The organism is Streptomyces sp. NPDC005955 (assembly GCF_042871255.1).
Classification (GTDB): Bacteria; Actinomycetota; Actinomycetes; order Streptomycetales; family Streptomycetaceae; genus Streptomyces.
The window spans coordinates 1-20,453 of record NZ_JBIAIF010000024.1 but is presented as its reverse complement, the minus strand read 5'-3'; the positions used below and the strand labels follow the sequence as shown (position 1 = coordinate 20,453).

The 20,453-nt window shown below is 72.5% G+C and carries 17 protein-coding genes; 12 read left to right on the top strand and 5 right to left on the bottom strand.

Features of this window, described 5'->3' with window-relative positions:
- The first annotated feature begins 4 nt into the window (after positions 1-4).
- The 6 genes from ACFYOU_RS32775 (at position 5) to ACFYOU_RS32750 (ending at position 6,567) form a co-directional block, all read left to right on the top strand.
- Positions 5-670 carry a potassium-transporting ATPase subunit C gene (locus ACFYOU_RS32775; protein WP_391310860.1) on the top strand — a complete coding sequence of 222 codons (666 nt, stop codon included), beginning with the start codon at positions 5-7 and terminating at the stop codon, positions 668-670.
- A gap of 85 nt (positions 671-755) precedes the next feature.
- Positions 756-1,439: a response regulator gene (locus ACFYOU_RS32770; RefSeq protein ID WP_391310858.1), complete on the top strand. Its 684-nt coding sequence runs from the start codon at positions 756-758 to the stop codon at positions 1,437-1,439.
- 10 nt (positions 1,440-1,449) lie between these two features.
- Positions 1,450-3,975 (top strand): DUF4118 domain-containing protein, encoded by a 2,526-nt coding sequence (locus ACFYOU_RS32765; protein ID WP_391310857.1) that lies wholly within the window; start codon positions 1,450-1,452, stop codon positions 3,973-3,975.
- Between the two features lie 280 nt (positions 3,976-4,255).
- Entirely contained in the window at positions 4,256-4,615 is a 360-nt protein-coding gene (locus ACFYOU_RS32760) for an AraC family ligand binding domain-containing protein (protein WP_391310855.1), read from the top strand.
- Between the two features lie 135 nt (positions 4,616-4,750).
- The gene (locus ACFYOU_RS32755; protein WP_391310853.1) at positions 4,751-5,881 is read left to right on the top strand and encodes a histidine kinase; all 1,131 of its coding nucleotides are present in this window, start codon (positions 4,751-4,753) and stop codon (positions 5,879-5,881) included.
- On the top strand, positions 5,878-6,567 hold the full coding sequence (locus tag ACFYOU_RS32750; RefSeq protein ID WP_391310851.1) for a response regulator: 690 nt from the start codon (positions 5,878-5,880) through the stop codon (positions 6,565-6,567). Before ACFYOU_RS32755 ends, ACFYOU_RS32750 begins: the two co-directional genes overlap by 4 nt.
- Positions 6,568-6,587: 20 nt before the next feature.
- On the opposite strand, the gene ACFYOU_RS32745 is transcribed toward ACFYOU_RS32750, so the two are convergent.
- The 4 genes from ACFYOU_RS32745 to ACFYOU_RS32730 all read right to left on the bottom strand — a co-directional run bounded on the left by ACFYOU_RS32745 (position 6,588) and on the right by ACFYOU_RS32730 (position 13,098).
- Positions 6,588-8,195 (bottom strand): M48 family metalloprotease, encoded by a 1,608-nt coding sequence (locus ACFYOU_RS32745; protein ID WP_391310849.1) that lies wholly within the window; start codon positions 8,193-8,195, stop codon positions 6,588-6,590.
- Between the two features lie 280 nt (positions 8,196-8,475).
- On the bottom strand, positions 8,476-8,913 hold the full coding sequence (locus tag ACFYOU_RS32740) for an RNHCP domain-containing protein (protein WP_391310847.1): 438 nt from the start codon (positions 8,911-8,913) through the stop codon (positions 8,476-8,478).
- 40 nt (positions 8,914-8,953) lie between these two features.
- Positions 8,954-9,292 carry an RNHCP domain-containing protein gene (locus ACFYOU_RS32735; RefSeq protein WP_389774275.1) on the bottom strand — a complete coding sequence of 113 codons (339 nt, stop codon included), beginning with the start codon at positions 9,290-9,292 and terminating at the stop codon, positions 8,954-8,956.
- Positions 9,293-9,858: 566 nt separating this feature from the next.
- Positions 9,859-13,098, bottom strand: coding sequence for a cytochrome P450 (locus tag ACFYOU_RS32730; protein ID WP_391310845.1), 3,240 nt, complete (start codon positions 13,096-13,098; stop codon positions 9,859-9,861).
- Between the two features lie 262 nt (positions 13,099-13,360).
- Between ACFYOU_RS32730 and ACFYOU_RS32725 the strand changes: the two genes are divergently transcribed.
- Positions 13,361-13,981 (top strand): TetR/AcrR family transcriptional regulator, encoded by a 621-nt coding sequence (locus ACFYOU_RS32725; protein WP_389774257.1) that lies wholly within the window; start codon positions 13,361-13,363, stop codon positions 13,979-13,981.
- Positions 13,982-14,189: 208 nt separating this feature from the next.
- Positions 14,190-15,182 carry an ABC transporter substrate-binding protein gene (locus tag ACFYOU_RS32720; protein WP_389774254.1) on the top strand — a complete coding sequence of 331 codons (993 nt, stop codon included), beginning with the start codon at positions 14,190-14,192 and terminating at the stop codon, positions 15,180-15,182.
- A gap of 150 nt (positions 15,183-15,332) precedes the next feature.
- Here ACFYOU_RS32720 and ACFYOU_RS32715 read toward each other — a convergent pair whose 3' ends face one another.
- Complete coding sequence (locus tag ACFYOU_RS32715; RefSeq protein WP_391310843.1) at positions 15,333-16,091, bottom strand: helix-turn-helix domain-containing protein; 759 nt, start codon at positions 16,089-16,091, stop codon at positions 15,333-15,335.
- Positions 16,092-16,247: 156 nt separating this feature from the next.
- On the opposite strand from ACFYOU_RS32715, the gene ACFYOU_RS32710 reads away from it, so the two are divergent.
- Genes ACFYOU_RS32710 through ACFYOU_RS32695 form a run of 4 tightly spaced genes read left to right on the top strand, consistent with a single transcriptional unit; the run spans position 16,248 to position 20,315 of the window.
- On the top strand, positions 16,248-17,294 hold the full coding sequence (locus ACFYOU_RS32710; protein ID WP_391310841.1) for an iron chelate uptake ABC transporter family permease subunit: 1,047 nt from the start codon (positions 16,248-16,250) through the stop codon (positions 17,292-17,294).
- 5 nt (positions 17,295-17,299) lie between these two features.
- Positions 17,300-18,403, top strand: a complete 1,104-nt coding sequence (locus ACFYOU_RS32705; RefSeq protein WP_389774246.1) for a FecCD family ABC transporter permease — start codon at positions 17,300-17,302, stop codon at positions 18,401-18,403.
- A complete protein-coding gene (locus ACFYOU_RS32700) occupies positions 18,400-19,266 on the top strand; it encodes an ABC transporter ATP-binding protein (RefSeq protein WP_389774243.1) in 867 nt (288 codons plus the stop codon). Before ACFYOU_RS32705 ends, ACFYOU_RS32700 begins: the two co-directional genes overlap by 4 nt.
- Positions 19,263-20,315 (top strand): ABC transporter substrate-binding protein, encoded by a 1,053-nt coding sequence (locus ACFYOU_RS32695; RefSeq protein ID WP_391310838.1) that lies wholly within the window; start codon positions 19,263-19,265, stop codon positions 20,313-20,315. The genes ACFYOU_RS32700 and ACFYOU_RS32695 overlap by 4 nt, the downstream gene beginning before the upstream one ends.
- Positions 20,316-20,453: the final 138 nt, after the last annotated feature.

The following is a 20,453-nucleotide window of genomic DNA, read 5'->3' as shown; positions in this document are numbered from 1 at the left end:
CGCCATGAACACCTCCGTATCGAACACCGCCCGGCTGCTCGCCGCCGGACTGCGCGCCCTGCTGGTGCTCACCCTGGTGACCGGCGTGCTCTACCCGCTCGCGGTCACCGGGGTCGCCCAGGGCCTCTTCCGGGACAAGGCGAACGGCTCCGAGATCACGTCCGACGGCAAGGTGGTCGGCTCGGCGCTCATCGGGCAGGCGTACAACCTGCCGCTGGAGGAGGGCGAGGAGACCCCGACGGCCGACCTCAAGTGGTTCCAGGGCCGGCCCCAGAACGGCCTCGGCACCAACTCCGTCAACACCCAGTACCGTCTGATCCTCTCCGGTGCGACCAACCTGGCCGGCGACAACCCGGAGCTGATCGAACAGGTCAAGGCCGCGCAGGCCGCGGTGGTCAAGGACAACTCGGTGCCCGGCCACCCGGTCGCCCCCGGTGACGTGCCCGCCGACGCGGTGACCTCCTCCGGATCGGGCCTCGACCCGGCGATCTCCCCCGCGTACGCGGACCTCCAGGTCCGCCGGGTCGCCGCCCGCAACGGGCTGCCCGTCGAACGGGTCCAGGAACTCGTGGACGCACACGAACGGGGCCGACTGCTCGGCTTCATGGGGGAGCCCACCGTGAACGTCCTCGAACTGAACATCGCCCTCAAGGAACTCACCCGCCGCTGATGCCGGGACCCGGGTCCGGCCCGCCCAGCGCGACGCCGGACCCGGGCCACCCGCACGGCGCCCCGACCGAGGAGGCCGCACACCGATGACCCGGGTCCTGGTGGTGGAGGACGATCCCCAACTCGTCACTGCACTGGTCATCACCCTCAGAGCCCGCGGCTACGAGACCGACACCGCCACCGACGGCGTCACCGCCCTCAGCCGGGCCGCCGACCGACCACCGGACGCCGTACTCCTCGACCTCGGACTGCCCGACATGAGCGGCGTCGCCGTGCTCCGGGTGCTCCGCGGACGGAGCCCGGTCCCCGTCGTGGTGGTGTCGGCGCGCCGCACGCCCGAGGAGAAGGTCGCCGCCCTCGACGCCGGCGCCGACGACTACGTCACCAAGCCGTTCAGCATGGACGAACTCCTGGCCCGGCTACGGGCCGCCGTACGACGCGGCGGCAGCGTCGTCGGCGGCCTGAACCCGCCGCTGGTCACCACGGACGACTTCACCGTCGACCTCGTCGCCAAACGGGCCGCCCGCGCCGGCCGTGACATCCGGCTCACCCCCACCGAATGGCACGTCCTGGAGATCCTGGTGACCAACTCCGGCCGCCTGGTCGGCCAGCAGGAACTGCTGCGCGAGGTGTGGGGCCCCTCGCACAGCGGAAAATCGAACTACCTGCGGGTGTACCTGGCCCAGTTGCGCCGCAAACTGGAACCCGACCCCTCACACCCCCGCTATCTGATCACGGAGCCCGGCATGGGCTACCGCTTCGAGAGGTGAGGACCAACGGATGGGACGCGGGAAGCTACGGATCTACCTCGGTGCGGCGCCGGGTGTGGGGAAGACGTATGCGATGTTGTCGGAGGCGCATCGGCGGGTGGAGCGGGGTACGGATTGTGTGGTGGCTTTTGTGGAGCATCATGGGCGGCCTCGTACGGAGGTGATGTTGCACGGGGTGGAGCAGGTGCCGCGGGTGGAGTTGGGGTATCGGGGTGCGGTGTTTTCGGAGATGGATGTGGGGGCGGTGTTGGCGCGGCGTCCTGCGGTGGCGTTGGTGGATGAGTTGGCGCATACGAATGTGCCGGGGTCGCGGAATGCGAAGCGTTGGCAGGATGTGGAGGAGTTGTTGGCGGCGGGGATCGATGTGATTTCCACGGTGAACATCCAGCATTTGGAGTCGTTGGGTGATGTGGTGGAGTCGATCACGGGGGTGCGGCAGCGGGAGACGGTGCCGGATGAGGTGGTGCGGCGGGCGGATCAGATAGAGCTGGTGGACATGTCGCCGCAGGCTTTGCGGCGGCGGATGGCGCACGGGAACATCTATCAGTCGGACAAGGTCGATGCGGCGTTGTCGAACTACTTCCGGCCGGGGAACCTGACGGCGTTGCGGGAGTTGGCGTTGTTGTGGGTCGCCGACCGCGTCGACGAGTACCTGAAGGAGTACCGCAGCGAACACCGCGTCTCACGGATCTGGGGTTCACGCGAACGCATCGTCGTGGGGCTGACCGGCGGGCCGGAGGGGCGGACGTTGATACGGCGTGCCGCGCGGTTGGCGGAGAAGGGTGCGGGGGGCGAGGTCCTCGCGGTCTACATCTCCCGCAGTGACGGTCTCACCGCCGCCTCCCCGAAGGAACTCACCGTCCAACGCACCCTGGTGGAGGACCTGGGCGGCACCTACCACCAGGTGGTGGGCGACGACGTGTCCACCGCCATCCTCGAGTTCGCCCGCGGAGTCAACGCCACCCAGATCGTGTTGGGCGTCTCGCGCCGCAAAGCGTGGCAGTACGTCTTCGGCCCGGGCGTCAGCGCCACCGTCGCCCGGGAGTCCGGGCCCGACCTGGACGTGCACCTCGTCACCCACGACGAGATGGGCAAGGGCCGCGGCCTGCCCGGAGCCCACGGCGGACGCCTCGGCCGGACCAGGGTCGTCCGCGGCTGGCTCGTCGGCATCCTCGGCCCGGTCCTGCTCACCCTGCTGCTCGACCTGGCCGCCCCCGAAGTGGGCCTGGCCAACGACATGTTGTTGTTCCTCACCCTGACGGTGGGTGCGGCCCTGCTCGGCGGACTGTGGCCCGCACTGGCCTCCGCCGTCTTCGGTTCCCTGCTGCTGAACTGGTTCTTCACCCCGCCGCTGCACCACTTCTCCATCGCCGACCCCGAGAACATCGTCGCCATCGTGATCTTCGTCGGGGTGGCCGTGGCGGTGGCCTCGGTGGTGGACCTGGCGGCCCGCCGCACCCACCAGGCGGCCCGGCTGCGCGCCGAGTCGGAGATCCTCTCCTTCCTCGCCGGCAGCGTCCTGCGCGGGGAGACCTCCCTCGACGCGCTGCTCGACCGGGTCCGCGAGACCTTCGCCATGGAATCCGTCGCCCTGCTGGAACGCGAGGACGAGGTCGCCCCCTGGACCTGCGCCGGCAGCGTCGGACCCGCGCCCGTGTGCCGGCCCGAGGACGCCCAGGTGGACATGCCGGTGGGGGACGACATGGCGCTGGCGCTGTCCGGGCGGGTGCTGCCCGCGGAGGACCGGCGGGTGCTCGCCGCCTTCGCGGCGCAGGCCGCCGTCGTCCTCGACCGCCAACGCCTCCAGGAGGAGGCCGACCGGGCGCACACCCTGGCGGAGGGCAACCGCATCCGCACCGCGCTGCTCGCCGCCGTCAGCCACGACCTGCGCACCCCGCTCGCCGGGATCAAGGCCGCCGTGTCCTCCTTGCGTTCCGACGACGTCGCCTGGTCCGAGGAGGACGTGGCGGAACTGCTGGCCGCGATCGAGGAGGGCGCCGACCGGCTGGACAACCTCGTCGGGAACCTCCTCGACATGTCCCGCCTCCAGACCGGCACCGTGCAACCCCTGATCCGGGCGATCGATCTGGAGGAGGTCGTCCCGATGGCGCTGGGCGGGCTGCCCGACCCGGAGGCGAGCGTGCTGCTCGACATCCCCCAGCGACTGCCGATGGTCTCCGTCGACAAGGGCCTGCTGGAGCGGGCGGTCGCCAACGTCGTCGAGAACGCCGTCAAGTACAGTCCCGCCGCCGCACGGGTCCTCGTCGCGGCCAGCGCCATGGCCGACCGCGTCGAGATCCGCGTCGTCGACCGCGGCCCGGGCGTCCCCGACGAGGCCAAGGACCGCATCTTCGAACCCTTCCAGCGTTACGGGGACGTGCCCCGGGGCGCCGGCGTCGGCCTCGGTCTCGCCGTCGCCCGCGGCTTCACCGAGGCGATCGGCGGCACCCTCACCGCGGAGGACACCCCCGGCGGCGGCCTCACCATGGTCCTGTCCCTGCGGTGCGTCCCCGGCCGGGCCGCACCGGACGCGTAGCACCCGCACCGACACGGCGCCCGCGGGGACTTCGGTCCGGCGCGGGCGCCGCACTGAACGGACGGCGTCCGCCGGACGTACCGCAGGGCACCACGGCTCCTCGACCACCGGGCGGGCGTCACGCGCCGCCGCACGGTCCCGGGTCCGCCGTGGCCGACGTCCCCCGACCTGGCCGGAGGTGGTAGGCATGACGTCCTCTTCGTCGACCGGAGTGCTCGCACGGGTACCCGAACTGATCCGCAGGTCCCCGCGGGAACCGGGCGGGACGTTATGGCGACTGGTGGCCGGAGCACGGCAACTCGACGCCCACGTGGTCCGGTTGGGTCCGGGCACCGAGGTGGCCCCGCACGTCGAACCCGACCTCGACGTGCTGCTGTACGTCACCGGGGGCGCCGGCTGGTCGGTGGCCGACGGCACGCGACGGGAGTTGGCCCCCGGCACGGTGGTGTGGCTCGCGCGCGGCACCCCGCACGGGATCGGTGCCGACCCGACCGGGCTCACCTACCTCACCGTCCACCGCAGACGCCCCGGCCGTGCGGGCCGCCCGGCGGCGACCCGCGGCCCCTGCGCCGGGTGCGGCCGGCCCCCGCGCGACCCGGGCGCCCGCTTCTGCTGCGACTGCGGCACCCGACTGGGCTGAGCACCGGCCCCCTCCGCGTCCCGGGCGTCAGCCCAGGAGGGTACGCCGGACGTCGGCCGCACGGAGGACTCCGCCGTGCACATCACGTCCTCGGGACGGACCGGACCGCCCCGCCGCGCTGCGTAGCCTGCTGCCATGGACGAACAGGAGCCCCGACCCCTGCTGGCGGGGAGGCTGCGCACGGACTTCTGGCGGTGGGTGGACGCGGGCGCCGCCGTCCTGCTCGCCGCCGCCTTCGGGACGGGCGAGGCACTGACCGGCTGGGCACCCGCCACGGCGGCCGTACTGCTCTGGTTGCCCATCGCGGTGCGCCGCCGCTGGCCGCTGCCCGTGCTGTACGCCGTGCTGACCGGGACGGTCGTCTCCGTACTGACCCTGCGCTGGGAGGAGGCGTGGCTCGTGGTGCCGTTGGCGCTGTACACGGTGGCCTCCCAGGAGTCCCGCCGCCGCGCCGTCACCGCACTGGTCGGCGCACTGACGGCGGTCGCCGTCACCACCACCCTGGTGCGACCGGCGACCCCCGCCCAGACGATCTCGGGCATCGTCTTCGTCGCGCTGCTGCTGACCGTGCCCTGGCTGATCGGCACGGCCCAGCGCGACCAGCGACTGCACGCCCGGGTCCTCGCCCGACAGGCCGTCACCGACGAACGGCTGCGCATCGCCCGGGAACTCCACGACATGGTGGCGCACCACCTGACGGTGATCACCGTACGGGCCGAGGTCGCCCGCGCGGTCGCCGCGACCAACCCCGGGGAGGTCGAGAAGACCCTCGCCCTGGTCGGGGCCGCCGGCCGGACCGCGCTCGCCGACATGCGCCACATGCTCGGGGTGTTGCGCACCCCGCTGGAGGAGGCGCAGCGGGGGCCGGTGCCCGGCCTCGCGGACCTGCCCGCCCTCGTCGCGACCGCCGGACCCCGGGTGGACCTGCGGATGGACCCGGAGGTGGACCTGCTCCCGACCACGGGACTCACCGTCTACCGGATCGTCCAGGAGGCCCTCACCAACGTGGTCCGGCACGCGGAGTCGGCCGACTGCCGGGTGACGGTGTCCCGCACCGCACCGGACGGTGTCGACGTCGACATCGTCAACGTGCCGCCGCCCCGGGCCGCGCGGTTCACCGGCCGTCGGGCGGGCGGCGGACACGGGCTCGTCGGGATGCGGGAGCGGGCGGCGATGTGCGGCGGCACCTGTACCGCCGGGCCGTTGGCGGACGGCGGGTTCCGGGTCCACGCCCGGCTGCCCGGCGCGGACGGGGGAGCGCGATGAGCGGGCCGGTGCGCGTGTTGATCGCCGACGACCAGGCCCTGCTGCGGACCGGCTTCCGGCTGCTCATCGACAGCGTCCCGGACCTCACGGTGGTCGGCGAGGCCGTGACCGGTGAGGAAGCCGTCGACCTCACCCTGCGGTTGCTCCCCGACATCGTCCTCATGGACGTCCGGATGCCCGGGGTCGACGGCCTCGAAGCCACCCGTCGGATCTGCGCCCACCCCGCGGCGGCCGGGACCCGGGTGGTGATCCTGACCACCTTCGACCTCGACGAGTACGTGTACGCGGCGCTGCGCGGCGGAGCGAGCGGCTTCCTGCTGAAGGACATCCTCCCCGCCGACCTGCTCACGGCGATCCGGGTCGTCGCCTCCGGTGACGCCCTGCTCGCCCCCGCGGTCACCCGGCGGCTCATCCGGGAGTTCGCCGGACGGGACGAGCCGCGCCCGGCGCTCGCGGAGGACCTGTCGGCCCTCACCCCGAGGGAGGTGGAGATCCTGCGTCTGGTGGCCCGGGGGCTGCCCAATCCGGTCCTCGCCGACCATCTGGGCGTGAGCGTCGCCACCGTCAAGACCCATGTCAGACGGCTGTTGGCCAAGCTCGGGGCGCACGACCGCACGCAACTGGTCGTCATCGCCTACGAGACGGGTCTGGTCGCCGCGGGTGAGGGCCGGTTCGGGCCGCGTTGACGGGCTGCTGCGGCGCGGGCTCACCGGCCGGCTGCGGCGTGGGCCAGCAGCAGCCGTAGCGGGGCCGTGTCGGGTGGCCGGGCGACCGCCGCGGTGACGGCCGACGCGAGGGCGGCGGCACCGTCGTCCGAGCCCGCGACGGGGTGCACGAGAAGGGGACGGGCGGCCCGCTGCCAGGAGAACTCCCAGCGCACCAGGTTCCGTTCGGTCAGTTCGGCGAGGAACATGTCATGCAGCGCTCCGTACGCCGCACCCCGGGGGTCCGGGGCTTCCCCGGCCGGAACGGGCAGTCGCTCGGCGAGTGCGTCCAGCCCGCCCGCGTCGATCACGGCGAGCAGCGCGGTGGACGTGGCGGGCCCGCCGGTGTGGGCGGCGAGGGCACGGCGCAGCGCGGAGGTGGATCTGCGCGCCCCGTGTTCCATGGTGTGGTGGAGCAGTTCCGGCCACCCCGCGGCGCGGGGTAGCCCCCGCAGGTCCGCGGCGAGGGCCACGTCCTCCAGCGCCCGGGCGGTTCGCCCCGGGTCGCTCAGCAGGGCGGTGGCCGGTCGGGCGTCCTCGTCACCCGGTGCGTCCGCGGGGAGTTCCCGGATCCGGTCGATCCGGTCCGCCACGGGTGGGTGGGAGTCGTACGGGGAGGGTGCGGACCGCGGCGGCCCGGTCCGTAGCGCCGCCAACTCGGGGGCCCGTGCGGCGAGCAGCGCACCGAAGCCGCCGAACACCTCGCCGTGCGGCGGGAGCAGTCCCGCCTCCACCCCCATCAGGGCGTACCCGCGGAGGTACTGCTCGTGTGCGGTTTCCAGGACGGGGACCTCGCGCAGGGCGGAGACGGTGGCGGCCCGGCCGGTGATCCGCGCCGCGGCCCGGTCGGCCGCGTACTCCTGGCGCCGGGAGAGGGCCAGGGTGCTGCGCAGGTAGTGGTTCCCGTAGGCGGTGTAGAGGCGGATCAGCATCCGCAGGCTGGTGCCGGAGTAGCGGCGCAGCAGCACCACCCGCCTGAGGTGCTTGCGCCGTTTGCGGGTCCGGCCCCGGGCCGCGGCCTTGGCCGCCTTCCTCAGGTGCCCGTCGACCGCCTTCTTGCGCCGCCAGTGGGCGAACGACTCGCTGTGCTGGATGGTCCGCAGGACCTGGGTCCGCCCGCGGACCGTGAGGGAGACCAGCCGGGTGTCGTGGTGCGCGTAGTGCCCCAGTTCGTGGGCGAGCACCGCCCGCACCTGTGCCTCGTCCAGTCCGAGCAGCAGGGGCAGCCCCAGGTGCAGCCGCCGGGTGCCCGGGACCGGGAGGAGGAACCGGGCGTCCTCCGTGACGGACGCTCCCGGGTCCGCGGTCAGCACGATCTCGGACGGGGGGTCGGTGCCGACCCGCTCGGCCAGTTCCCGGACGGTGTGCCAGAGCCGGGGCTCCTCGGCCTCGGTGAGCGGCAGCCCCGGTCGGGTCCCGGTGGGAACGCGCAGCACGAACAGGCCCCTCAGCACCGGGACCGCGAGGATCAGCGGGATGCTGCTGATCACGGGCGCCCAGAGGAACAGGACGTACGTGGCGACGGCGCAGGCGGTCAGGAGTGCGGTGCCCAGCAGGTAGAAGCCCATCAGGAGGAACACGGCGCGGACGGCGTGGGGGTGGGCGCGCATCGGGTGGTCTTCTCCAGAGCGGGATCACCAAAAGCGATCTAAAAAGCTGATCAGGGCAGGGCAAAAGGTGGCAGGGCTTGTGGAGTATCACCCATGGATGGGTCAACATCAATCGGGTATCGCAGCCGGGCCGCGTCCGGCGATGGTGACCGCGCCCTCTGTGCGGGGGTACGGTCACCGGTCTCGGGGCCACGGCCCCGCGGCGACGGTGGCGGGCGCGGACCGGCCGCGAACCGCACGGCCCCGAGGGGCCGTGCGGCGCCGCCGCCCGGGTCGGGCGCTAGAGCGTGAGCAGTGCGCGCACGGGGGCGTGGACGTCGCCCAGCGGGCGGGTGGCGAGCCGGATCAGGGGCAACGGGTTGTCGTCCCCGGCGATCCGGTTGACGCTCAACTCGTCGCAGGACAGGCACTGGTGGATGACCAGCCACTCCCCGTCGGCGCGCACCGACAGGCTGAGGGCGACCATCCGGCCCCGGCACTGCGAAGCCCGGTCACCCGGGATCCGCGCGTCCACATGGAGACTGGCGAGGCAGTGCGGGCAGTGGTTGCGGTGGACGGTGCCGGGTGCGCGCAGCGGCACGTCGAGGCGGCAGCCCACGCAGCGGAACGACTCCCCGCGCTCCCCGCCCCTGCCGTGCAGCACGTCCTTGCGGCGCTGGGGTCGTGCTGCGCGGCCCGTCGGGGTGCCGCCGTCCGTTCGTCTCGTGCGTCGTGGCACGGTTCCTCCTCCTGGTTCTGGTCGACCGGTCCCGTGACCGTCACAGCTCGGCGAAGACTTCGAGCGGGAACGGGGGTTGGGCCAGTGGTCGGACGGCCATCCGCATCAGGATGAGCTGGTTGTCGTCGGGGCTGACGGGGCTGGAGGTGAGTTCGTCGCAACGGGTGCAGCGGTGGATGACCATCCAGTCACCGGTGCGAAGCACGGCGATGGAGATCGGGGTCATCCGCGAGGTGCAGTCGGAGGCGCCGCCCTCCACGTGGTCGGTGAGGTGCTGCGAGTGCAGACAGCTCGGGCAGTGGTTGCGGACGGCGCCGGCGGGGTCGAGCGTGCCGACGGTGAGCCCGCAGCGGACGCAGGTGAAGGTGCTGGTGCGCAGTACGGGGCTGGGCTGGTGGTTCGCGGCGTCGCTGTGGCCATGGCTGTGGCTGTGGCTGTGGCTGTTCGAAAGGGTGGACACCCTGGGTTCTCCTGGCTGGGGATGGGGCGGGGGCAGCAGGAGGCGCCGAGCGGCGTCGGGGAAGCGTGGGGAAACGTCGGTGCGACGGGAGTGCCGGCCCGTGGGCACCCCGGGCGGCACGATGCCGGAGGGCACCGTACGGCGAGGGTACGGACGGGCGCGGGCAGGACCCGGAGCACCGGGGCGCACGGCGGGGGACCCCGGGCGCGGAGGTCGCCGGAACCTCCGGTGGACGACGGGCGTCGACCGGGGGTGTTCGGCGGGCCGAACGGGGTCAGCAGCCGGACGCGCTCACGCTTCGACGAGGCGCGCTCGGCACGGGCCGGGGCATACAACACCGCTTTTCTAGGGCTCGGGGGGAGCCCGGAGAGGGGCCGCGGCGCGCGCTCGGCGCGACCACGGGGTGCCCACGGGTGGGGCACTTCGGCACGCTAACAGCGGTGCGGGAACGGGGGCCACCGGTTTTTCGACGGCCCCCGCGGGGGTCAGCCCGCCCAGACGTCCTCGACGTACCGCTCCTCGGCCGTCAGCCCGGACAGCCACTGCGCCGCCTCCTCGGGCGTCGAGCCCGTGTGCCGGCGGTGGACCGCGCGCAGCGCGTCCCGTACGGCGGGGGCCATCGCCCGACCGTCACCGCAGACCCGGACGTGCGCCCCGGACTCCAACAGCTCCCACACCTCGGCGGATTCGTCCAGCAGGCGCTCCTGGACGTACCGCGCGCCGTTCTCGGGGGCCCGGGAGAAGGCGGGCCGCAGACTGACGGCGCCGCCGGCCGCGGCCGACTCCAACTCGGTGCGGTGCAGGTAGTCCACCTCGGGGTGGTCGCAGCCGAAGTAGACGAGCACCGGCGCGGCGTCGCCGTCGGCCGCCGCGTCGGCCCGGTCGGCGACGGCCGCCCGGAAGGGGGCCAGCCCCGTGCCGGCGGAGACGAGGACCAGCGGTACCGACGGGTCCGCCGGGACGCGGAACGCCTCGCGGCAGGGCGAGATCCGGGCGTACACCGTGTCACCGGGCTCCAGGGAGGCCAGGAACGCGGCGCCCGTGCCGAGGAAGGTGCCCTCGCCGTCGCGGTGCGGCGCCGGGTGCGCGGCGACCATGAGGTCGGCCGTGCGGGGTGCCCGGGCGGGGGAGGAGGACACCGAGTAGTACCGCAGGTTCATCGGGGTCAGCACGTCCAGCAGTTCGGCCAGTGCGGGTCGGCAGGAGGCGAACCGGTCGAGCAGGTCCACCACCGTGTCACGGCAGGGTGCGGTGCGGTCGGCGAGTTCCGTCAGGGCGGCCTGCTCGGGCGGGCACGGGGCGTGCCGGGCCAGTGCGGCGAGCTGCCGTGCGGTGGCGGGTCGCCCCAGCTCCACGAAGTGCGTGAGCAGGGTGCGCACCGTCATCGGCCGGTCCACCGGCAGCGGGGACCGGCCGCCCGCGGTGGCGCGCAGCACGATCACCCGGTCCGGGTCGAGTCCGAGGACCGCCATCGTCCGGTCCACCAGGTCCGGGGGGTTGACCGGACGGACCAGGAGGTGGTCACCGGTGCGGTACTGCGTGCCGGTCGGTAGTCCGAGGCGCAGCAACCGCTTGGAACGGCCCAGGGCGTGCCCCACGTCGACGAGTTCGTCGTTCGCGGCGACGACGAACGGGACGAGTGCGTCGGCGGTCGGCAGCGCGGGTGCGGTGACCTCGCCGTCCTCGACGGCGTACCGGGCGCGGGCGGTGGGCGGGGCGCTGTCCGGTGCCCCGTCGGCGGGCACGCCGTAGCGGTCCAGCAGCGCGGTCCACGCCCGGTCGCTCCAGGTGCCGACCTCCGCCGGCACGTCGGTGGAGACGTCGAGTGCGTACCGGTCCAGCAGTCGGGTGCCGCCCGCGGCGGCGAGCCGGTCGTCGATGAGGGTGGGGACGCGCTGGTAGGTGGCGGACCAGTTGCGGTCGCCGACCCCGAGGACCGCGTAGGGCAGCCCGGCCGGCGCCCCGCCGTCCTCCAACCAGGCGACGAACCGGCCCGCGTCGTCGGTGGGGCGGCCGTTGTAGGAGGAGGCGACGATCAGGACGGGACCGTCCGGGTCGAGTGCGTCCACGGCGTCGTCCAGCGGGGCGAGGGCGGTGGCGAAGCCGTGCCGGGTGCCCTCGTCGGCGAGGTCCGCGGCGATCTGGCGGGACGTGCCGAGGTTGGAGCCGTACAACACGGTGAGGGTGGTGCCGGGGGCGCGCAGTCCGTCGGGCGCGGTCGGGCCGTCGAACGCGGTGCGGGACGTGGTGCCGGGTGCGTCTGCGGCCGGGGCGTGGGCCCGGGCGGCGGGCGGGTGCCGGTCGGTGGTGCCGCGCCGCACGGGGGCGAGCGTGAAGCCGTCCGGCTTGAGGGTCAGGGTCTCCTTGACCTTCAGTCGGTAGCCGTCCCGGTCGAGCAGACGGTAGCGGTGCACGATCAGGCCCAGCAGGAGCGTCGCCTCGTGCAGGGCGAACTGGCGGCCGATGCAGGAGCGTTCACCGTTGCCGAAGGGCTTGTAGAGGTGGCCGGGCCGGCCGTCCACGGCCTCGGGCGCGAAGCGTGCCGGGTCGAAGAGTTCGGGGTTGTCGCCCCAGCCCGGGTCGCGGTGCAGCATCGGGGTGAGGACCATGGCCACCTGCCCCTCCCGGACCGGGTAGCGGCCCCCGATGACGGTGTCCGCCAGGGGTTCCACGGCGAAGGCGGGTGCCGTGGGCCACAGCCGCAGGCTCTCGTTGAGTACCTGCCGCAGGTACCGCAGTCGGCCCACGTCCTCGTACGAGGGGTCCGGGTCGGCGGCGTCGCCCCACAGTGCGTCCGTCTCGGCCTGCGCCGCGGCGAGCACGGCGGGGTTCTTCAACAGGTAGTACAGCGCGAAGGAGAGCGCTCCGCTGGTGGTCTCGTGGCCCGCGATGAGGAAGGTGAGCAACTGGTAGCGGATGTTGGTGTCGTCCAGGCGCTCGCCCGTCTCCTTGTCCCGGGCGTGCAGCATCAGGGACAGCAGGTCGGCCGGCCCGTCGCCGTCCCCCTCGCCGTTCGGGGCGTGGGCGGCCCGGCGGCGGCGCACGATGTCGTCGGCGAGGCGGTTCATGGCGAGGACGTCGGCCCGCTGGCGCTTCTCGGCGTTGGCGTACAGCAGGTCGAGGCCGGGGAAGAAGCCGGTCTTCTTCTGTGCGTGGTCCAGTGCGCGGACCATCGAGGTGATGAACGGGTGCGGTTCGGTGCGCGTGAAGCACGCGAAGTCGAAGCCGAAACCGCACAGTCCGATGGTGTCCAGGGTGAGCCGGGTCATGTCCTCGGCGACGTCGACGGTCCGGCCCTCGTGCGCGTCCCACTTGGCGAGCAGCCGGCGGGCGACCTCCACCATCGTGGAGTGGTAGGCGCGCAGCGCGTGGAACGAGAACGCGGGCAGCAGGATGTCGTGCGCCCTGCGCCAGTTGGGCTCGTCGCTGAAGGCGGTGAAGAGTCCGTCGCCGGCGAACTCCCGGACGGTCAACAGGGGCGCCACCGACTTGCGGAACCTGCTCTCGTCGCAGACCTCGGCGACCAGCTCGCCGCCCGACACGATCAGGGTGTCCTCGTCGAACACCCGGATGTTGAAGATCGGGCCCAGGGCCCGCGCCTCGCGCATCGCCCACTGGGTGAAGGTGTCGGTCGGCACCCTCAGGGCGTGTCCGAAGAACGGAAGGGGAGTGCGCTCGGGAACGGTGGAGGTGCCCGCGGCGTGGCGGAGTGCTGTCGGCTTCATTGACCTTGCCCCTTCGGTGGTCCTCGGTCGTCTGCGTGGTCTGCGTGGTCTGCGGCGGTATGTAGCGGTGTAGGTGATCTGCGGCGATGTGCGGCGGTCTTCGTGCTTCGCGGGGAAGGTCCGGGCGTCGCTCGGGCGCGTGCCGGTGACGGGTCGGGCGTGCTGTCGGTGGAGCCTCCCGCCGTTCCACCATACGCACGACTTGGTCACCTGACAAAGTCGTGTGACGTGGGCGTTGGACTATGTCGCTATAGTGGCTTGTATGGCTCATGTAACCGCCGCCGAGCGTCGACCCCAGCTGATTGCCGCGGCCATCGAACTCATGGCCCGCGAAGGGGTGGCCGCGGGGTCCACCCGGGCGATCGCGGCCGAACTCGGGGTCGCCCAGGCGACCGTGCACTACACCTTCGGCACCAAGGCGGACCTGTACCGGGCGGTACTGGAATCGCTGTCCGGGGAACTCGTCGTCGGAGCCCAACGGGCCGTGGCGCGGGCGGCCAGCTTGGAGGAGGCCCTGCGGGCCACCGCCGAGGCGTACTGGATCGACATGAACGACCGTCCGGAGCTGAACCTCGTGTGGTTCGAGTTGATCACCCTCTCCCTGCGCAGCACGGAGCTGCGGGAGGTGGTGGAGCGGCACTACCGGGACATCGCCGAGATCGCGACCGACGCCCTGATCGAGACGGGACGTCGCACCGGTCGGTCCTACGCGGTGCCGCCCGAAGAGCTCGCGGGCTTCCTCCTCGCGGGGCTGGACGGGGTGTCCGTGAGCCATCTGATCCGGGGTGAGGCCGTACCCGGTCCGCAGACCCGGGGAATGTTGGACCGGCTCGTCCAGGCGACGGTGGCGCTGGCCGGTCCGCCCCCGGTGAACGGACGTTAGCCCGGCCCGGCGCGGAACGTCCTTGCGGGGCGGGCGCGTTGGGCGGAAGTGGTGCATGCGGGGCACGGTGCGCAGGCGGGCGGGGTGTCGTACGGGCGGACCTGACGGGTCGAATGAGACGGAACCCATATGGACTTAGCTAAGCCTTACCGAACTATGCTGTGCGTGTTCGCCTCCGCAGGCTCCCGTACGTGAAAGCAGAAGAACCATGACCGCCATGACCGCATCCCGCCGCGTGAGCATCGCCCTCGCCTCCGCCGTCGCCGGAGCCCTCGCCCTGACCGCGTGCGGTTCCGACTCGGACGGGGAGAAGAAGAACGAAGGCGGCAAGGAGTCCGCGGCGACCGCGCAGGACCGCACGATCAAGACGGTCATGGGCGACGTCAAGGTCAAGGCCGAGCCCCAGCGGGTGGTCGCCCTCGACACCGCCGAGCTCGACTCGCTGATCACCCTCGGGGTGAAGCCGGTCGGCGCCACCCGCACCGACTCCAAGACCGGGTTCCCGTCCCACATCCCGGCCGACAAGGTCGAGGGCGTCAAGATCGTCGGTGAGATGACCACTCCGAACCTGGAGGCCATCGCGGCCCTCAAGCCGGACCTGATCCTCACCAGCAAGGTTCGCCACGGCGACAAGTACGACGAGCTGAAGGCGATCGCGCCGACCGTGATGACGGAGTCCACGGGTCTGCCGTGGAAGGAGAACTTCCTCGTCCACGCCGACGCCCTGGGCAAGAAGACCGAGGCGCAGAAGGCGGTCGCGGCGTACCAGGCGCGCACCGCGGAGGTCACCACCGCGCTCGGCGGCAAGGACAAGGCCGCCGCCATCGAGGTCAACATGGTTCGCTTCATCGAGGGTGCGGACATCCGCATCTACGGCAAGGAGAACTACCTCGGCACGATCTTCAAGGACGTCGGCCTCGGTCGCCCGGCCGTCACGGACAAGGCGGTGGACGGCTTCATGCTGAACGTGAGCCCCGAGAAGATCGACATGGCCGACACGGACGTCATCTTCCACTCCACCATCGGTGACCCGGCCAAGGCCAAGGCCACCCAGGTGCTCGGCAGCCCGCTGTGGAAGAACATGGACGCCGTGAAGAAGGGCAACGCCCACGCCGTCAAGGACGAGCTGTGGATCCAGGCGATCGGCTACACCGGCGCCGCCGACATCCTGGACGAGTTGGAAGCCGCCCTCACCAAGTAGTCGCCCCCGGCGGCACGTCGTCCCGCCCGCGCCGGGCAGCACCGCCCGCGCCGGGTGGTCCGGTCCCGTTCTGCCGGCGCCGGTGCCCAGCGAAGAGCCCCGTGACCTCCGGGTCACGGGGCTCTTCCGTGCGGCGGGGCCGCCGCCGCGTCACGCGGCCGGCGCCCGGGACCCCTCCGCCTCGCGGACGTACGCGCCCGGCGTCCGCCCGAAGTGCCGGCGGAACGCGAGGATGTAGCCGTTGGTGCTGACGAAACCGACCCGCGCCGCGACCGCGCTCACCAACTGGCCCTGCGCCAGCAACGGGAGCGAGTGGTTGAGCCGGAGCCGGGTCCGCCACTCCGAGAACGCGAGCCCCGTCTCCGTACGGAACGCCCGACGCAGACTCGTGGAGCTGGTGTACAACTCCTCCGCCCACTCGGTCGCCGTCCGGGGATCGCCCGGCTCCCGCCCGAGCGCCAGCGCCACGCTGCGCGCCGCCCCACTCGTCGGCTGCGGCAGCGGGAGGCAGTCGCGGTGACCCGCGGACAGCGCCGCGAAGACGGCCGGGTCGTTCTCCGACGGGTCCGAACTGCGCATCCGCCCGAGCAGCAGCCGCCGTTGGGCGTCGGTGACGTTCACCGGGGTGGCGGCGGTGTACGGCAGCAGATGGTCGTCGGGGTCGAAGGTCTCCACGACGATCACCGATTCGCTGCCGAACCGGGCGCTGTGCGGCAGCCACGCCGGAACCCACAGGGCCACCGACGCGGACAGTTCGTGGTCGCGGCCCTGCGCGTGCACCACGATCCCGCCCACCGGCACGTACAGGAACTGGTGGAAGTCATGGGCGTGCGTCGGGTGCCCCCCGGCGGCGATGAAGTCGTCGTCCACGAGGGCGGTGTCCGGGGTCAAGGTGCTGTTTCCGGTCACGTCTGCGGTCCTCTCCCAGGGCAACGGCCCTCCCGTTCCTCGGGTCCGGTTGACCCCTGGTTGTGAGTGATGTGGCCCCGACATTGGACCACCCTTCGGGCAGGTAAGGGTAACCTAAGTCGACGCTTGCCCAGGTGAGAAGCCCGAGGAACATCCATGACAGACACCCTTCCGAGGGCGACGACACCCCCTTCACCGGCAAGGACCCGCTCCTCGCGCGGTACTGCCGTGCTGGTGTTCGCCGTCCTCGCGCTGGTCGCCGTGACCGTGGCCAGTATTGGACTAGGAGCGCGCTCCATCTCCCCGCCGGAGGTCGTCCGCATCCTGCTGGACCCGGACGCAGGCGCCTACAACGCGCACGTCCTGTGGACCGAACGCGTACCCCGGACGTTCCTGGGCCTCGCCGTGGGCGCCGCGCTCGGAGCCTCCGGGCTGATCATGCAGGCGCTCACCCTCAACCCGCTCGCCGACCCCGGCATCCTCGGCATCGAACAGGGCGCCGCCATGACCGTCGTCGTCGGCATCCTCTTCCTCGACATGACCGGAGTCACCGCGTACTTCTGGCTGGCGCTCGTCGGAGCGGCGCTCACCGCCGCCCTGGTCTATCTGATCGGCACCCGCAGCAACACCGGCGGCTCCACCCTCGGGCTCGTGCTCGCCGGCGTGGCCGTCGCCGCCGTGATGTCCTCGCTGATCACCCTGCTGGTCGTCCGTGACGAGGCCGTCTTCGCCCATCTGCGGTTCTGGTCCGTGGGCCAGCTCACCGGACGCGCCAAGGTCCTCGACGAGATCGCCCCGTTCGTGCTCGTCGGACTCCTGCTGGCGCTGCCCCTCGGCCGCACCCTCAACATCCTCGGCATGGGCGACGACGCCGCCCGCGGACTCGGCGTCCGCGTCGAACGCGCCCGACTGGCCTCCGCCGCCATCGCCGTCCTGCTCTGCGCCGCCGCCACCGCCGCCGTCGGACCGGTCGCCTTCGTCGGTCTCGCCGCCGCGCACTGCGCCCGGCTGCTCGTCGGCGCCGACCACCGCTGGTCGCTCCCGCTGTCGATGGCCCTCGGCTCGGTCCTGCTGCTGACCGCCGACACCGCGGGGCGCCTGATCATCGACCACGGCGAGATCCAGGTCGCCGTGATGACCGCGGCCGTCGGCACCCCGTTCTTCATCTGGCTGGCCCGCCGCCGCGACCTGGTCAGGGTGTGACCCCCGTGACGCACTCGCCCACCGCCCCCACCCCCACCGTCGAGCCGATCGCGGCCCCGCCCGTGAAACCGAAGGACAACACCGCCACCGTCGCCGCGCTCCGCACCGCCCACCGGCTCCAGGTCCGGCGCCTGGCCACCATCTGCGCCGCCCTGGTCGCCGGGATGCTCGCCCTGCTCAGCGCCTCCGTCCTGCTGGGCGGCATCGGACGGATCGACACCGCCGACGTGCTGCCCGCCGCGTTCGGGCTGCGCACCGGGCTCGCCGACTACGTGATCTTCCAGAACCGGGTGCCCCGCGCCCTGGCGGCGATGCTCTCCGGCGCCCTGTTCGGCCTCTCCGGAGTGCTGTACCAGCGGCTCGTCCGCAACCCGCTGGCCACCCCCGACATCGTCGGCATCTCGGCGGGCGCCGGAGCCGGGGCCACCACCGTGCTGCTCTTCGCACCCACCCTGCCGTACGGGGCACCGCTCGCCGCGATCGCCGGATCGTTCCTGGTGGTGGGCCTGGTGCACCTCCTCAGCTGGCGCGGCGGCATCGACACCTACCGGCTCGTCCTCGTCGGCATCGGACTCAGCGGCGTCTGCACCGCCTACACCAACTACCTGTTCACCGTCGCCGACCAGCACAGCATCGCCGTCGCCCTGCGCTGGCTCGTCGGCAGCGTCAACGACGTCACCTGGGACGGCGTCGGCACCCTCGCCGCCGCCCTGGTGGGCTGCGTCCTGTGCGCCGCGCTGCTGTCCCGTCCGCTCTACGCGATGGACCTCGGCGACGGGCTCGCGACCGGACTGGGCACCCGGGTCTCCTGGGCCAGGGTCGCCGCACTGCTGCTGGGGGCCGCCGCCGCGGCACTCGCCACCAGCGTCGTCGGACCGATCGGTTTCGTGTCCCTCATCAGCGGTCCGCTCGCGGTCCGACTCGTCGGCGCCGATCGTTCCCTGGGCCTCGCGCCCCTCGTCGGCGCGGTCATCGTGCTCGCCGCCGACGTCCTCGCCCGCAACGCCCCCCTCATCAGCCCGGTGCCCACCGGGGCCCTCACCGCGCTGATCGGCGCGCCCTACTTCGTCTGGCTGATCCTTCGGCGCAGGCAGAAAGCCGTCACGTGACCACCGAGAAACTCCAGGAGCCCCGGCTCGAAGCCCGCGCGGTCAGTGCCGGCTACAGCAAGTCGCTGATCATCCGGGAGCTGTCCCTGCGGATCGCCGAGGGACGGATCACCGCCCTCGTCGGCCCCAACGCCTGCGGCAAGTCCACCCTGCTGAAGTCCATCGCCCGGCTGCTGCCGCTGGCCGGCGGATCGGTGCTCCTCGACGGCGCCGACCTGCACACCCTGTCCACCCGGGACATCGCCCGCAGTCTCGGCATCCTGCCGCAGGCACCGCTGGCCCCCGAGAGCATCACGGTGGGCGACCTGGTCTGGCGCGGACGCCATCCGCACCGCAGGTTCGGCCAGCGGCGCACCGAAGCCGACGAGGTCGTCATCGCCGACGCCCTCGCCGCCACCGGCACCGCCGAGCTGATCGACCGTCCCGTCGAGGAACTGTCCGGCGGCCAGCGCCAGCGCGTGTGGATCGCCCTGGCACTGGCCCAGGACACCCCCACCCTGCTCCTCGACGAACCCACCACCTACCTGGACATCGCCCACCAGATCGAGGTGATGGACCTGCTGGCCGACCTCAACGAGCGCACCGGCAAGACCATCGTCCTCGTCTCCCACGACCTCAACCAGGCCGCCCTGTACGCCTCGTCCATCGTCGCGATGCGCGACGGACGGATCGTCCGGCAGGGCACCCCCGAAGAGGTCCTCACCGAAGAGACCGTCGCCGAGGTGTTCGGCATGCCGTGCGTCGTCGTGCCCCACCCCCGGTCGGCGCGGCCACAGATCTTCCCGCTGGGACGCCACATCGGCGCCCGGCCCACCGGGGACGGCTCCACCGTTCTCACCGTTCACCCCCAGGAGACACCATGAACCGCCCGACCAGCCCGCTGCGCCGCCGTGGCGCCGTCCGGCTGCTGCTCGCCTCCGCGACCGCCCTCGCCCTGGTCACCGGCTGCGGCAGCTCCGGCGACGACGACCAGGCGGACGGTGCCAACGGTTCCGGTGCTGCCAGCGACCAGGGCTTCCCGGTGAAGCTCACCAGCGCGTGGGGCCCCGGCGAGGTCAAGAAGCGTCCCGTGCGGGTCGCGACCGTCTCCGACGGGGACACCTCCATCGCCCTCGCCCTCGGCCTCGTCCCCGTGATCACCCCGGACGTGGAGGACGGCGACCCCGTCGGCGAGTACAAGCAGCGGGCGCTGGACAAGCTCGGCGTCGACAAGCTGGAGACGTACGACGACTCCGACGGCACGGACTACGAGGCCATCGCGGCGGCCGACCCCGACGTCATCCTCGGCATGAACACCTGGGACATGGACGCGGACCACGCGAAGCTCAAGCCCATCGCCCCGGTCGTCACCTTCAGCGACAAGAAGCACGCCGACACCCTCACCTGGCAGGAGCGACTGACCACCGCGGCCAAGGCACTGGGGCTCACCGGCGAGGCGGAGAAGGTGATCGCGGCCAACCGCGCGGCGATCAAGGACGCGGCGAAGACCCACTCGGTGCTCCGGGGCAAGACCTACACCTACGCCGTGGTCCACCCCGAGCAGCTGACCTTCATGTCCTACGGCGAGCAGGACCCCGGCGTCTTCGAGGAACTGGGTCTGCGCAAGACCGACAAGGCGAAGAACTACACCGCCACCAAGAACGGCGTCAGCCTGGAGAACATCGACCAGTTGGAGGCGGACATCCTCCTGGTCACCTACCCCTTCGGGGACGAGGGTCTGCTCAGCGCCTCCGAGTTGGAGAACAACAAGCTGTTCAAGTCCCTCGACGCGGTGCGCGGCGGCAACTTCACCGTGATCCCGTCGGACAACCTCCTGTCCTCCTCCATCGCCTACCCCGACGCGCTCAGCGCCTCCTGGGTCGTCGAGGAGCTGGCCCCGCTCCTGGCGAAGGCCGCCGAAGGCAAGAAGTAACCCCCGCAAGCCCCGGGCGCGACGACCCCCGGGCGGGGGGGGGGGGCCCCCCGGGGGGCGGCGCCCCCGCCCCCCCCCCCCCCGGCCCCCCCCCCCCCCCCCCCCCCCCCCCCCCCCCCCCCCCCCCCCCCCCCCCCC